The sequence below is a fragment of the Methylobacter sp. BlB1 genome (genome assembly GCF_015476545.1).
Classification (GTDB): Bacteria; Pseudomonadota; Gammaproteobacteria; order Methylococcales; family Methylomonadaceae; genus Methylobacter.
Genome location: NZ_JADMKV010000001.1, coordinates 70,921 through 84,995, shown reverse-complemented (window position 1 = coordinate 84,995; position 14,075 = coordinate 70,921). Strand labels below are relative to the sequence as shown.

Below are 14,075 nucleotides of genomic sequence, written 5' to 3'. Positions count from 1 at the left end.
AAAAAATTTTCCATTAAAAAGCTAAGTCATTAACACTCAAAATCGCCAGCAGAATCGACACGATAATACCCGCAATCATAACGCCCAAAGTGATTATCAAAGCCGGCTCAAGCAATGCCAGCATACGCTGTATCGCTACTCTAAGCTGTTTATCATAAATAGTTGCCACGCGCAGGAGCATTTCTTCCAGCTTCCCTGTTTCTTCGCCCATTTTTATCATCTGCATGGCCATTTTAGGCAGTACGCCTTTTTCCAATAAAGCGTCCGACATGTTCCTGCCCTGCTTTAACTGCTCCTCGGCATCGGCACAGACCTCGGCCAAGGCCAGGTTGTCGACAGTCTCACGCGCTATCGCCAAAGCAGTCAGTATAGAAACGCCATTGCCCAGCAAAGTTCCCAACGTGCGGCTGATGTTGGCGGTTTCCTTGTTCAGAATGATGCTGCCGAATAAAGGCATGGCCAGAAAGCGCCTGTCCCATGCTTTCTTGGTGACCGGGTCGGCCAGTTGAAAATTCATATAGCCGTAGGCGACAACCATGAGGAGCGCCAGTATCCACCAGTAGCTTTGCAGCCATTCAGCCAGGCCGACCACGATCTGGGTCGGTACCGGCAAAGCCTTGCCGGCGCTCTCAAACATTTCGGTAAATTGCGGCACGACGAATGTCAGCATTACAAACAACGACGCCAATGACATCACCAACAAGATGACCGGATAAATCAACGCGGTGCTGATCGTATCCTTCAATTCGCGCGAACGTTCCAGATAATCCGCCAGCCGCGTCAACACTTCGCCCAGGCTGCCGCCCGCCTCGCCCGCACGGATCATATTGATATAAAACTTGCTGAAGACTCCGGCCTGCTTCTCCAGCGCATCGGCCAGGGAGGAGCCGCCTTTCACTCTTTCCAGAACCCGTCCGAGCAGCTTGTTCAGGCGCTCGTTGTCAGCCGTCAAATCCATCAATACCGACAGCGACCGGTCCAGAGGCAGGCCGGACTCCAGCAAGGTCGCCAATTCGCTGGTCAGCAGACCGATCTCTTTCTGGGACAGGCGCGACTGTTTGGCTCCCAGATTGAATCCGAGGAACGACCTGGCGGTGGCCGGCGCCACGCGGATCGGTATGTAACCTTCCGATTGCAGGGCCGCGATCAGCCCTTGCTCGTCAGAGGCATCGCGAACGCCTTCCTCAGTCTCGCCCAGACTGTTGATGGCTTTATAAGAAAACAAAGCCATATCAGCCTTCCGTTGTGACGCGCATCACTTCTTCTATAGTCGTGATGCCTTGCAAGGCCTTCTGCAATCCGTCATCGCTCATCGTGACCATGCCCTGTTCGATAGCCAATTTCTGAATGGTGCCGGCTTCTTCATGCGCCATGATCAGTTTACGGATCGGATCCGTCATCAGCAGAAATTCGATGATAGCCAGACGTCCGCGATAGCCAAGCCCGCCGCAGGCTGAGCAGCCGACCGGTTTGTACAGTACGATATCGCCTTCCGGCATGAAACGCCGCAAATGCCTGTCCTCGACAACGAGAGGCGGTGCGACATAAGGTTCCTTGCATTCCGGGCACAGTTTTCTGACCAGCCGTTGCGCCAATATGCCATTCACGGTGGAAGTGAGCAAATACTCTTCCAGCCCCATATCCAGCAAACGCGTTACACCGCCGGCGGCATCGTTGGTATGCAGCGTCGATAACACCAAGTGCCCGGTCAGCGCCGACTGCACGGCAATTTTCGCCGTCTCCAGGTCACGCATCTCACCGATCATGATGACATCGGGGTCCTGACGAACGATAGAGCGCAACGCCGCGGAGAAAGTCAGACCGATCTGTGGTTTGGCCTGAATCTGGTTGATGCCCTCCAGCTGATATTCCACCGGATCTTCGACCGTGATGATCTTGCGCTCGGACGTATTCAACAGCTTCAACGCCGCATACAGCGAGGTTGATTTACCGCTACCAGTCGGACCGGTAATCAGGATAATGCCGTGCGGCTGCGCCAGAACATCGATGAACTGTTTCGAATGCCTGCCGGAAAAGCCCAGGGACTCGAAATCGAATACGGTGCTTTCCTTGTCGAGCAAACGGATGACGACGCTTTCGCCGTACATCGTCGGTATGGTCGACACACGCAGGTCCAGCTCCTTGCCGAGCATTTGCACCTTGATGCGGCCGTCCTGCGGCAGCCGGCGTTCGGCAATGTTCAGCTTGGCCATGATCTTGATGCGGGAAATGACGGCAGCTGTCGATTTAACGGGAGGCGCATTGATATCCTGTAAAACGCCGTCAATGCGCAGCCTGACTTTCAGGGCTTGCTCGAACGGCTCGATATGGATATCCGAGGCGCGCATTTCGATGGCGCGCTGCATGATCAGGTTGACCATTTTGATAACCGGCGCTTCGCTGGCCAAATCCTTTAAATGCTCCAGATCTTCCTCGCCACCGGTATCTTCGAACTGAAGATTATCGACAATCCTTTCCATCTGCGACCGGCCTTCGCCGTACTGGATTTCCAGCGCCGCATCGATTTCCGACAGCAGGCCGACCTTGGGAATGATCTCCTTGCCAGTCGCCAGCCTCAGCGCATCGATCACAAACTGATCTTCAGGGTCCATCATCGTGATGGTAATGGCCTCGTCGCTGTTTTTGATGCCGATCACATGGTTCTGTTTTAAAAAACGCAATGAGATACTTTCCGGCAATTGCATCTCCAGCGGATACTGATCGGCTGTAATCTTCTCGAACCCGCCTGACTCGACAAATGCGTCGGCCACATCGAGTTCCGAGCACAAGCCCAGCTTCACTAGCAGTTGAGGCAGATTTTCCGAAATGGCCGTTTTTCTTATGCGCTCAACTTTGTTCAGTTCACCGGACGAAAGTTTGTCCCTGGTCTGTAACGTTTTCAATAAATCATGGTATGCGGTTGCTTGCTCTGTCATATAAATTCCATCTGCCGCCTATCCCACCTGTGCTTGCGAGAATAAAGCCTTGCTATTAACTAAACCTGGCACCTTTATAGGTTTTCTTATAAACCAACTGTGACTCGGTTTTCAACCTTTAGTTCCACAACTGCACTATTATTTCTGTGATTGAGTCACAGCCTCAATAAAGTTCTGGCCTTGCCGATAATCTCCTGCTCGCTGATCTCTCTGATCGAGTAATCCTGCTTGTTCAGTTTATAAGGATTGACGCTTGATGCCGACTTCACCACTTTGTTGATATCGGTCTGATAGACGCGGCTGACCGGCGTCGGGCCGAAAATCGTGATGGATGGTCTATTCAAGGCCCAGGCCATATGTGTCGGCCCCGTGTCATTGCCGATCAGCAGGTCGGCCTTGGCGATCAATGCCTTCAGGCTGTTTAAATCCAGTTTCGGCATGACGTTGATAAAGCGCGACTGCGAGGCCATCGAATCGGCGGTGTTTTTCTCCTGCTCGCTGCCCCAGATCACCAGACAATTCTGCTGTAACGCCTCGGCTATCTTTATAAATCTGTTGGCCGGATAGTTTCGGCTTTCCCAGGTTGAGCCGATGACCAGCACGATATTGAGCCGATCTTGCCGCAAATAAGTATAGAGGCTTTGATCTTCATGATCGAAAAACAAAAACGGCTTTTTGGTCAGGATTTGTTCCCTGCTGATGCGGATGCCTAAAGGCTCCGACAGCACCGTGGCATTCCTGTCGATAGTATTAGCATCATAGGCGCAGGCCACTTTGACATCGTAAAACCAGGAGGCTGCTTTCTCCCTGACCGAGTCGGCATCGAAGCCGGCGACGCGCTTGCCCAGGAATCTGGCCGTAACCGCCGATTTAATCAGACCCTGTGCATCAATAACCAGATCGTAGTTATTTACAGCATAACCGCGAATTGTTTTAAGCTGTCTGAAAACAGACATCTTGTTGTTTTTCAAGGATTTCAGGTTGACCGTCAGGACGTTGTCAATATCGGGATTGTCCTTCAACACGCCGGCAAAGCGCTCTTCCACGATCCAATCTATCCGGCTGTCAGGCAAGGCGGCCTTGATGAATTGCAACGCCACCATGGCATGGACAATATCGCCCAGCGCGGACAGTTTGACAATGGCGATTCTCACTATATCTGACCTTTAATCCACTGCGATCAGATCAAGCACCTGGTCGGGCCGGATTTCAGTCAGACAGCGCGTATGGCCCAACGGGCAGTCGCGCTTGAAGCAGGGCGCGCAATCGAGATTCAACGAGACAACCTGGGCTTTTTTATTCAGCGGCGGCGTAAAGCCAGGGTCCGAAGAGCCGTATATCGCGATGACTTTCCTGTCGAGCGCGGCGGCCACATGCATCAGTCCCGAATCATTGGTCACGACAGTACTGGCCAGCGACAGTAAATCGACCGCTTCGGCCAGCGAGGTGCGGCCGCTGAAATCAGTGCACAGTCGGCCGGCTTCCTGATTGATGGCTTCCGCAACGTCTTTGTCCTTGTCGGAACCGAACAGCCAGACCTGCCAGCCCTGAGCGATTTTTTGCCGCGCCACCTCGGCATAATGGCCGGCCGGCCAGCGCTTGGCAGGGCCGTATTCGGCGCCGGGGCACAAGGCCAGGATTTTCTCCGAGCGGGTAAGGTTGAATTTTTCAATAACGCGCTGCCGCCTGTCCGGTTCAACCATGATCCGCGGCGCCGGATATTCGGGCGGCAAGACTGCCGCTTTCGGCAAGCCCAGCGCCACAAACCGCTGAACGGTCATGGTCAGCCGTTTTTTATCCAGTTTGCGGGCATCGTTGAGCAATCCCCAGCGGCATTCCCCAATGTATCCTGTGCGCCTGGGAATGTCGGCAAAGAAAGGTATTAAGGCCGACTTCCAGGAATTGGGCAACAGAAAGGCTTGATCATAACCTGCCGAACGCAGCTGCCTGCCCAGTTTTATGCGATTTATCAGGCCGAATTGCCCGCGCTTCAGCGGCATGGAGATGGCCGTTGTCACTTCAGGCATGCGTTCCAACAATGAAAATGTCCATGCCGGGGCCAATACATCGATTTGGCAATGCGGATCAGCCTGTTTCAGCGTGATGAACAGGCTTTGCGCCATGACCATGTCGCCGACCCATGAGGGACCGACGACCAGGATCTTTGTGATGTTACTTTTAGGCAACGGGAGTCAGCCACTCGGCATGATCGTCCCGACGACCATGCACATAGTCAAAATACAGGGATTGGAGTTTTTCTGTGACAGGACCGCGGCTGCCAGTACCAATAGCCCGTCCGTCCAGTTCTCTGATCGGCGTGACTTCGGCAGCGGAACCGGTAAAGAACGCTTCATCGGCGACATAAATTTCATCGCGGGTAATGCGTTTTTCGATCAGCTCGAAACCTTGTTCTCTGGCGATCGCGATAATCGTATCGCGGGTAATGCCTTCCAGCGCCGAGGTGGTTTCCGGGGTGTAAATCTTGCCGTTGCGCACGATGAACAGGTTTTCGGCACTGCCTTCGGCCGCATAACCCTGATGGTCCAGCAACAAAGCCTCATCGTAGCCGGTAGCCAGCGCTTCCTGCAATGCCAGGATGGAATTGATGTAATTGCCATTGGCTTTGGCTTTGCACATGGTGCTGTTGATATGGTTTTTGGTATAGGAAGACGTGCGGATACGGATGCCTTTTTCTATGCTCTCCGCGCCCAGATAGGCGCCCCATGACCAGGCCGCGACCATGACATGGACTTTCAGGTTGTCGGCCCGAAGCCCCATGCCTTCCGAACCGAAAAAGCACATACTGCGGATATACGCGCTGTCCAGGTTGTTTTTAGCGACCGCATCACGATGCGCCTGGTTGATTTCGTCTTTGCCGAAAGGCATTTTCATGTTCATGACATGCGCCGAACGGAACAAACGATCCGTGTGTTCCTGCATTCTGAATATCGCTGTGCCTCTTTTCGTATGATAGGCTCTCAGACCTTCAAATACGCCCAAACCGTAATGCAAGGTATGCGTCAACACATGGACTTTAGCTTCCCGCCATTCAACCCATTGCCCATCCAGCCAAATAACGCCGTCTCTATCGTCCATCGTCATTGTTTATTCTCCACCATTAGTGTTTGTAATTACTTAATAATTATTCCATAAAATCGTGCCACATCTGTTCGACCTGCGCCTTCATTCCGGCAATTTCAGCTTCATCGATAATGGCGCGATCGCCCTGTAAAACCAGTTTATGACCATAATCACGATATGCGCAGTAGATGGCTTTAAGCGTTTCCGCCTGGTCTTTAGTCATAAAACCCTGCGCCTGCAAACCGTCCAGCAGCCTGACATTATCTGTATAGGTGGTCAATGCGACGTTTTTCGACGCCTGATCTAAAACGCCGAATTGTACTATAAACTCAATATCCGCAATACCGCCTTTGCTTTGTTTTAAGTCAAACTTGTCCGCTTCGCTCGAATCCAACGCGGCGCGCATCTTTTCGCGCATTTCGCGGACTTCCTTTTTCAACTGCTCGGTATCACGCGGCAAACTCAGGATTCGGCGCCGGATCGCTTCATACTGCTCTTTCAGCCGCCGATCGCCGGCAATGAAGCGCCCCCTGACCAGCGCCTGATGCTCCCAGGTCCAAGCTTGGTTTCGTAAATAATCTTCATACGCATTGACATGGGTAACCAAAAGCCCTGAATGACCGCTGGGCCGCAACCGCATGTCAACCTCGTAAAGCACGCCCGACAACAATTTGGTATCGAGAATGTGCCGGACTTTCAGTCCCAGGCGCCCGTAAAACTGCGTGCACGGAATCGGCTTCGGGCCGTCGGTCAAGGCATTGCCGTCTGCACAGTCATACAGGAACACCATGTCCAGGTCGGAGCCATAGCCAAGCTCGATACCGCCCAGCTTTCCGAACCCGAGCGCGGCAAAGCCTATCGCCTTGTCATTGCTGCCGGGCGGGTAGCCATGTTTTTCGGTCAGCATCAGCCAGGCACGCTCGACAACATGTTCGACGATGCTTTCGGCGATATAAGTCAGATAATCGCTGACCACCATCAGCGGAATAACGCCCATGATATCGGCCGCCGCGACCCTGAGCACATTCAACTGCTTGAACTGCCGTAGCACGATCATCAGCTGCTCCAGGTCCTGAATCTCGATTTGCGCCAGCAAAACCCTCAGTTGCGCATCAAGATCGGCTTTTTTCAGCGGCTCGAATAGCGAATGCGCATCAAGCAACTCATCAAATAAAATGGGATAATGCGCCAGATAATCGCTGATCCAGGGGCTTGCCGACGACAGGCGGACCAATTGAGCCAGCGCTCCCGGATTCTCAGCCAGCAGCGACAAGTAAACATTCCGTCCGACGACAGCTTCAAATAACTTCAGAATGCGCTTCAAGGTTTCATCGGGGTTGTCGACCTGCATCATGGCTTCTATCAATTGCGGCATCAGGCGGTCAAGGACACCGGCGCCTTTGGCTGTCAGTTTTCTGACGGCCAGCGAATTTTTAAACGCCTTGATGGCGGCCAGCATCTCATCGGTCCGCTCAAAACCGTACTTGCTCAGGTCGTCTGCCAATTCGGCGTCATCGGCTGTGCAGTTCCAGATTTTCCGGCTGATGCTGTCGGCATCAGCCTGTTTCGACAGCGAGAAGACCAGACCAAACACGGCATGTACCTGAGCTCTGACTCGGTCCAGATCGGCTTTAAATGCAAGCCAGGCGGGATAATCCAGCGAATAGGCCAGTATTTCCCGCACGACCGGATCGGTAGGCAAATCATGCGTTTGCCGGTCCTGATATGCCTGAATATGGTTTTCCACCCGGCGCAGGAAACGATAAGACGCAATTAACTGCTCGGCGTCCCTTTGAGTCAATAACTCCAGTTCGCCGAGCCGCTGGAGAATATCCAGAATGCCGCGCTTCTGCAGCGACCGTTCACTGCCGCCGCGAATCAACTGAAAAGCCTGTCCGATGAACTCGACTTCGCGTATGCCGCCCGGCCCCAGCTTGACGTTTTCCATACGGTCCTTGCGTTTCAGCTCCTGCATAATCTGCAACTTTAACGAACGCAATTCCTCAAAAGCGCCGTAATCGAGATAACGCCGATACACAAAAGGCTTCAGCATGGCTATCAGTTGCGCACCGGTTTTAAAGTCGCCCGCAACCTGGCGGACTTTGATCATGGCGTAGCGTTCCCATTCCCGAGCCTGGGTTTGATAGTAGATCTCCATGCCGTCGAAATTCATGATGATGGGTCCGCTGTCGCCATACGGTCTGAGCCGGATGTCCGTCCTGAACACAAAGCCGTCCACGGTCATTTCATCGAGCACCTTGACCAAACTCCGGCACAGACGAGTAAAGAACTCACCATAAGTGGTTTCCTTGCGATCCGGCAGGACGCCGTCTTCGGCATAGGCGAAAATCAGGTCGATATCGGAAGAATAATTCAGCTCGTAGGCGCCCAACTTGCCCATGCCCAGCACGATCAACTGCTGTGGACTGCCGTCAGCCAGCAAAGGCGTGCCGCGCAAGTCGCAGGCTTTCTGATACAGGAAGTCCAGCGCATATTGAATACAGGCATCGGCCAGCAGCGACAATTCAAGCAACGTTTCATTCAGCTCAGCCCAGCCGGCCAGATCGCGCCAAGCGATCCTGATCATTTCCCGCCGACGGAAACGGCGCAATTCAGACATCAGCGAGGCTTCGGAATCGACTGCCAGCTGTGCCATTCGGCTATGATAGCCCTGCTCGTCATAGGCGATGAACAGATCGTTGGAATTCACCAGGTCGACGATGATTTCCGGCCGGCGCGTACAGCTTTCCGTAACAAAATCACTCGATCCCCAGACCTTGACCAGTGAAGCCACGAATTCCGGCGCTGCCTGAAAAGTTAGTTCCAATTCGGAAAGCCGTCCGCACCATGCACTCAGGGATGATGTTACGTTAGCGCTTAACGCTTCGGGTAATGCTTCAAGTTCAGATTCAAGAAGATTGATAAACGACATGCTCGACCCACAGACCTGGAAAACCCACATGATAACCAATCCGTGAACGGATGCATAAGATGTATTTGTTTGAAATGCCCTGAGAATATCAAGCCAACACGCAGAGCGTGACTATGATCGGCAACGGATCCAATAAGTTGTCTGATTTGAACGAAGCATTATTCACTTTCTCAACCAGCGCATCCTTAATGCGGCGCCCGGAGACCAGACATTTTTGTCTTTTTCAATGACGTCAGAGCCTGCCTTTCCTCTATGCCATAAATAACGGGATTATGAGCCTGATGAGAATAAATCAAAAGTCATCGGCACCCTGACATTCAGCTTAACATCCTGCGAATCGTCTGTCGTGCCTATTCCGAGCGACAAGTTTAAAGTCGTTTTGGGGGTGTACTTGAAAGAATAGCCAACCAAGAGTTGTCCTATATCCAGTTCGCTGTCACTCACTGGCGCACCGTTAATGTCAGATCTGAAGACATGTTTGTGCGAGTACCCCAGACTGAATGATGAGCGTTCATTAAGGCCAAAGCCCATGCCGAAGCTTAAGCCTACCGCATCGCCCGGATCAAAGTTGCCAACGGCCTCGCTCGTCTCGGCGTTATAACTGTAACTGATATTCCCGAAAAAAACGGCCGGGTCCGAGGGGTACATCGCCGTGATGCTGGGCTGAATGCTGAAATAGCCTACGCCTGTCGGCAACTCGGTCGGAAATTGCGCTCCAGCTACGCCTTGAGCCATTGCATATTCCACGTCAAACGGGCTTGTTCCTGTCGGAACCGTTGCCACCAAGTTGCCTACGAGAATCGGCCATCCGCCGGAACCGCCGCTAAGCTGATAGCGGGCAGCGAATTCCAAATCGCCTATATCAGTTCCAGTCGCATTGAATGTTTCATCAATACCTGCGCCACTGTCCGCAGGACGTGAACGTTGCGTGTCTTCACGGTAGACATAAGGTGCTTTGAACTCCAGTTCAAGGCGATCCGTAATGCCATACCGCGCGCCCAAATTGCCGATAAAACTGTGCCGTTTAATCTGTCGAATATCGATGAGGCCGACAGTAATAGCGGGGAAAGTATATGCATCCAGAAAAACCCTGTTGTTATCGATATAAGAGTATTCCAATGAAGGCTCGAAGACGAGATTTCCCTTTCTGGTTAACACGCCGCCGACAGTCTCGCTCAAACGAGGAAGTTCAGGCGGTCTTGCTTTTTCTTTTGTTTGCGGAGGTGCTTCGCCAACAGGTTTGGAAGGAAGCGGATTTTGTGATTGCATGCCGGCATTCATTTTCGCGGCCACTACAGGCGGCTTGGCCGCCTGATTGACCGGTGCCGGCTTAATTCCGGCTGCCGGGTTTGTTAAAGAATCGAGACGTGCCTTTAACATCTCGATTTCCTTACCCTGCTCAGTAATGATACGCCGCTGTTTCTCGAATTCTTTTTGCTGCTCCAGAAAAAGTTTTCGGTATTCCTCGATGGAGCTCTCCTGGTGCCTTGCGTTTTCGGCAAAAGCTTCGCTATTAAGCAGCACACCTGAGCTAAAGACAAATCCGTTAAGCACTCCCACGAGAGAAAATCCCACACCCCCAATTTTATCTAGCTTCATTTACTTCATTTCCATTATTTCACTGACAAGAATAAATAACAGCCCTCCCCTGATTTAATAAACGGCTAACCACTTCAAGCGCTAAAAACTGCAATCGGTAATTAATGAAGAACTGCCTGACTAAAACTACGACTGGAATGAGCCCCCTTGGATATCGGCTTAACGTTTATCTATGAAACGTTGAGCAGACTGTGAAAACCAATTTTTAAATAGTTATTATTATTAAAATATGTTTTTCTTTTTATATTTCATTACATATTGACGAACAATATATAGACGAACAATTAGTGATATTACTTAAGTAGATTTACTTATTGGCTGATGAAATGCCAACGGTAAGCGCTTCAGGAGAATTCGATATGCCGTGTAAGTGCGAATTTACTTGTGCCCCTTGCGGGTATTCGCAATGCCTGTCTATCTCGAGTGTTCCGGGTCGAATACCCTAAAGAGCGCAAGTGAATTCGACCCTGCAACCACGCAACATCGGTTATTAATTTGCGATGAGTGAAATGGTGTTTGGCAGACCGGGAACAAGTGTTGAGATATTTGAGGGCAGATTTCGCAAGGTGATGTTAATCTCAGTAATAGCGTTGATGATCTGATTGTCCAGATTATTCTGGATAACAGAGTGCAGCCCTGAATCAGTCAATATTTGTGATAAGTTTTGTAAACCGCTCTGAGAAAGCGCAACGTTGCTCGGTAACTGAAATACAGAGGAAAAAGATTCCTTGCCATTCAGATAAATTGTTTTTTCCAGACTGACATCAATCATCATGCCATTCGGCAAAGTGAAGCCGCCGCGTGATTCGGCCAGCTCGGCATCGGATGCGGCTTCCCAATTAGCAAGTGGGCTGTCCGCCTCTGCCGTCAGATCAGATGCCGGCGCTTGAGAGGTGAAGCCGATCAATAGCCAAACTGCAGCTGCGGGGAGTTTTCGGTAACGATTAAATCGGTAAGCTTTCATCTTAAATACTCCTGAATCAAGCTGTTAAAAATCCCAATGCCCCGGCTGCAGCAGATTGAATTCCCCCAAGCTGGCTCGATCGACTGCCGATCCTAATGGCGCTTTAATCTGAAGTTCCCAATCTTCCTGAGCCTGAAAACGTGCCGCCGCCCTATTCGGTTGATTATGGATTACAAAGAGAATACGGTTGCCCCACATTTCCTCGAACTCATCGCGAGGGATCGTTTTCACGCCTACGGCTGGATCACCAACCAGAACCTCACGCTCATTGAGCCCTTTTATGATCACGAAATGCAGATAGCCCTTATTGTCGATAATAGTAATTGCCGGGGCCTTGGCTGCGATCAACTGATCCAGTTTGATTTTATATCCGTCAGCCTGATAGCCCCGCCTCTCCAGATAAAACTTCATATCCAATAACGAAAATCCCTTCTTCTGTATCAACTGCTGATCGCCGTTGTTATACATATCGGCAAATACACTTTGTTCATCGACCACATCGTCATAGTGATAAGTCAACAAACTTGCCAATGTTGCCGAGCCGCAGCTGAAATCATATTGCTGCTTGTAAACGGTCTTGAACCGGCGCTCTGCAAAACTCGTCACCGGTATATTGTAGTTTCCGGCTCCCGCGAGACCGTTAAAATCGATAGATCCGGCATAACTGTTCAACGCAGGCAGCATAAAAAAGATGTACATAACGATCAATCGTTTCATACCGCATCCTTCTCAATAAAAAAGCTCAAGGCATGATTGTCACATTCACGATAGTCGCATCCTGAATAAGAACATTATTGCCTGTATTCTGAATAACCGAGTTTATGCCGACAGCGTTAGCAAATGCGCCACTGTCAATAACATTGTAACCGGTGACCGTATTATTGGCTTCGTTGCCGCTTAACTCCGCCTTCAGGTTCATGCCATTAAGTGTTAGGTAATCTACACCGCCTTTTCCACGCTCATTGTCCAATTCATCCTGCATTGCAGTTTCGGCCTGCGAAAAAGCCAGCCCATTCCGGTCTTCAGCAGAGCCGGCAACCGCTGCCTGGCTTGAGATCATTACGACAAGGAGAGTCAATAAGCCACCCTTTAAAATCGTGTCCATCATATTCTCCTGATTCCGTTATTTTCACTGTGTCAGTAAAAGCCGGTAAGCAGCCATTCACTCATCGGCAGGCTTCATTAAATGAAGCTAAGCTATAGCTTAAACAGCCCTCTTACCGATTGACGTTTACGTTGCCTTGAACAGAAATCTGCTGTTGAACCAGTGCGTTGTCGCCAAGGTTTTGTACGCTCTGGTTAATGCCGGCTGTACTAACGAATGAACCGGCTATGCTGTTGTTAGGTGTAACAGAAGCAAGCGCAGTTATAGAAATGGCAGTTGTACCGGTAACAGAACCGGCCAGGGTTGAGTCATTAACCTTATAGTTAGAGGTTGCATTTCCGTCTATAGCTGAAACAGAACCATCACCGGCTGAGGGCAATTGCGCTTTCACGCCAATAAGAGCAGGGTCCGCCCATGCATTTGAAACTGAGCCCAAAGCCAACAGGATGCCTGCAGTTAAGATTTTTTTATTGAAATGTTTCATATCATGACTCCTTACGAGATAGAAGATCATCAGATTTTTCTGATGTATTTGAATGAACTAGAAAAATCAGAATGACATTTGCAATCCCTCTAGCTCAACACCTACTTTAATTTCATTCACGCTAACCTTAAATTTCCATAGAACCGATTCAAACAATACCCAAAACCTGAAGAAACGCTTGAAGCAATTGAGCTTTTTCTTGCTGCTAAGGTTTTTTATTGGATGGGGTTCCAGCTCCATATGAGATAAAAAATCATCAGACTTTCTCTGATGCACTTGGATCAGCCAGAAAAACCGGATGCTGCTCCGGCGAAGCTACCAGCTCAACCACGGCTTTAGTTTTGATCAAGCTGACCTTAAATTTCCATAAAACCAATCTCAAAAAATACTCATAATCTGAAAAAATACTTATGCATTGATAAAAGGTTCATTATTGTTTGATATTTAAATTTAAGATTGGCGCAAACCGAATACCTTATATATCCGGAAGAAGCGAACAAGTTAATAGACCTGTTCCGGCGTTTTATTTAAGGATCAGAGAATCTCTTCGGTTTTGGAGTTCTCTTTGATGATAATAAGAAGGAAAATGGTAGATATCGCGAATTTGCCCGTTTTTTAATAAATAAAAAACAAAAATCAGCTGGATTTTAAAATGGGCGGCTAACCAGTTTCATTGTTCGTTTGATTAATGGTTCATTTTCGTTCGATATTCAGCTCAATCAGCGCCATGATTTTTGCAATCTGAAAAATAAGCGCTTTTATCACTCATTCATATATTGCAGGCTGTGCTGAGCATGATATGCCCTTAAGGAGTTCTTGCGCCCCAAATTGTCAGCCCGCCTCAATTCGAAGACAGGTGGTTGAAATTAAATTGTTTTTTGCCGTAAATGAAAGGAATAGAGGAAGTCGATCAATGATAAGGGCAAGCAATTTGATCTCGAGGATCGCTGGGTGAGGCCTGGCCTATTTGAAAG

At 50.1% G+C, this 14,075-nt stretch carries 11 protein-coding genes; all 11 read right to left on the bottom strand.

Translation table 11 applies throughout. From position 1 onward, the window contains the following. Nucleotides 1–13 precede the first annotated feature (13 nt). The 11 genes from IT781_RS00385 to IT781_RS00335 all read right to left on the bottom strand — a co-directional run bounded on the left by IT781_RS00385 (nt 14) and on the right by IT781_RS00335 (nt 13,101). Nucleotides 14–1,231, bottom strand: a complete 1,218-nt coding sequence (locus tag IT781_RS00385) for a type II secretion system F family protein (protein WP_194968147.1) — start codon at nt 1,229–1,231, stop codon at nt 14–16. Nucleotide 1,232: 1 nt separating this feature from the next. After that, nucleotides 1,233–2,936, bottom strand: coding sequence for a type II secretion system ATPase GspE (gene gspE / locus IT781_RS00380; protein WP_194968146.1), 1,704 nt, complete (start codon nt 2,934–2,936; stop codon nt 1,233–1,235). Nucleotides 2,937–3,091: 155 nt separating this feature from the next. Further along, a complete protein-coding gene (gene waaC / locus IT781_RS00375) occupies nt 3,092–4,090 on the bottom strand; it encodes a lipopolysaccharide heptosyltransferase I (protein ID WP_194968145.1) in 999 nt (332 codons plus the stop codon). Between the two features lie 12 nt (nt 4,091–4,102). Further along, on the bottom strand, nt 4,103–5,065 hold the full coding sequence (gene waaF, locus IT781_RS00370; protein ID WP_194968300.1) for a lipopolysaccharide heptosyltransferase II: 963 nt from the start codon (nt 5,063–5,065) through the stop codon (nt 4,103–4,105). 49 nt (nt 5,066–5,114) lie between these two features. Beyond that, nucleotides 5,115–6,038 carry a branched-chain amino acid transaminase gene (locus IT781_RS00365; protein ID WP_194968144.1) on the bottom strand — a complete coding sequence of 308 codons (924 nt, stop codon included), beginning with the start codon at nt 6,036–6,038 and terminating at the stop codon, nt 5,115–5,117. Nucleotides 6,039–6,078: 40 nt separating this feature from the next. Beyond that, nucleotides 6,079–8,949 carry a bifunctional [glutamate--ammonia ligase]-adenylyl-L-tyrosine phosphorylase/[glutamate--ammonia-ligase] adenylyltransferase gene (glnE, locus tag IT781_RS00360; protein WP_194968299.1) on the bottom strand — a complete coding sequence of 957 codons (2,871 nt, stop codon included), beginning with the start codon at nt 8,947–8,949 and terminating at the stop codon, nt 6,079–6,081. Nucleotides 8,950–9,219: 270 nt separating this feature from the next. After that, nucleotides 9,220–10,548, bottom strand: a complete 1,329-nt coding sequence (locus tag IT781_RS00355) for a transporter (RefSeq protein ID WP_228778827.1) — start codon at nt 10,546–10,548, stop codon at nt 9,220–9,222. Between the two features lie 490 nt (nt 10,549–11,038). Continuing rightward, the gene (locus tag IT781_RS00350; RefSeq protein WP_194968143.1) at nt 11,039–11,512 is read right to left on the bottom strand and encodes a hypothetical protein; all 474 of its coding nucleotides are present in this window, start codon (nt 11,510–11,512) and stop codon (nt 11,039–11,041) included. A 24-nt stretch (nt 11,513–11,536) separates the two neighbouring features. Further along, the gene (locus IT781_RS00345; RefSeq protein WP_194968142.1) at nt 11,537–12,229 is read right to left on the bottom strand and encodes a C39 family peptidase; all 693 of its coding nucleotides are present in this window, start codon (nt 12,227–12,229) and stop codon (nt 11,537–11,539) included. Between the two features lie 25 nt (nt 12,230–12,254). After that, complete coding sequence (locus tag IT781_RS00340) at nt 12,255–12,620, bottom strand: hypothetical protein (RefSeq protein WP_228778826.1); 366 nt, start codon at nt 12,618–12,620, stop codon at nt 12,255–12,257. Nucleotides 12,621–12,729: 109 nt separating this feature from the next. After that, nucleotides 12,730–13,101, bottom strand: a complete 372-nt coding sequence (locus IT781_RS00335) for a hypothetical protein (RefSeq protein WP_194968141.1) — start codon at nt 13,099–13,101, stop codon at nt 12,730–12,732. Between the last annotated feature and the right edge of the window lie 974 nt (nt 13,102–14,075).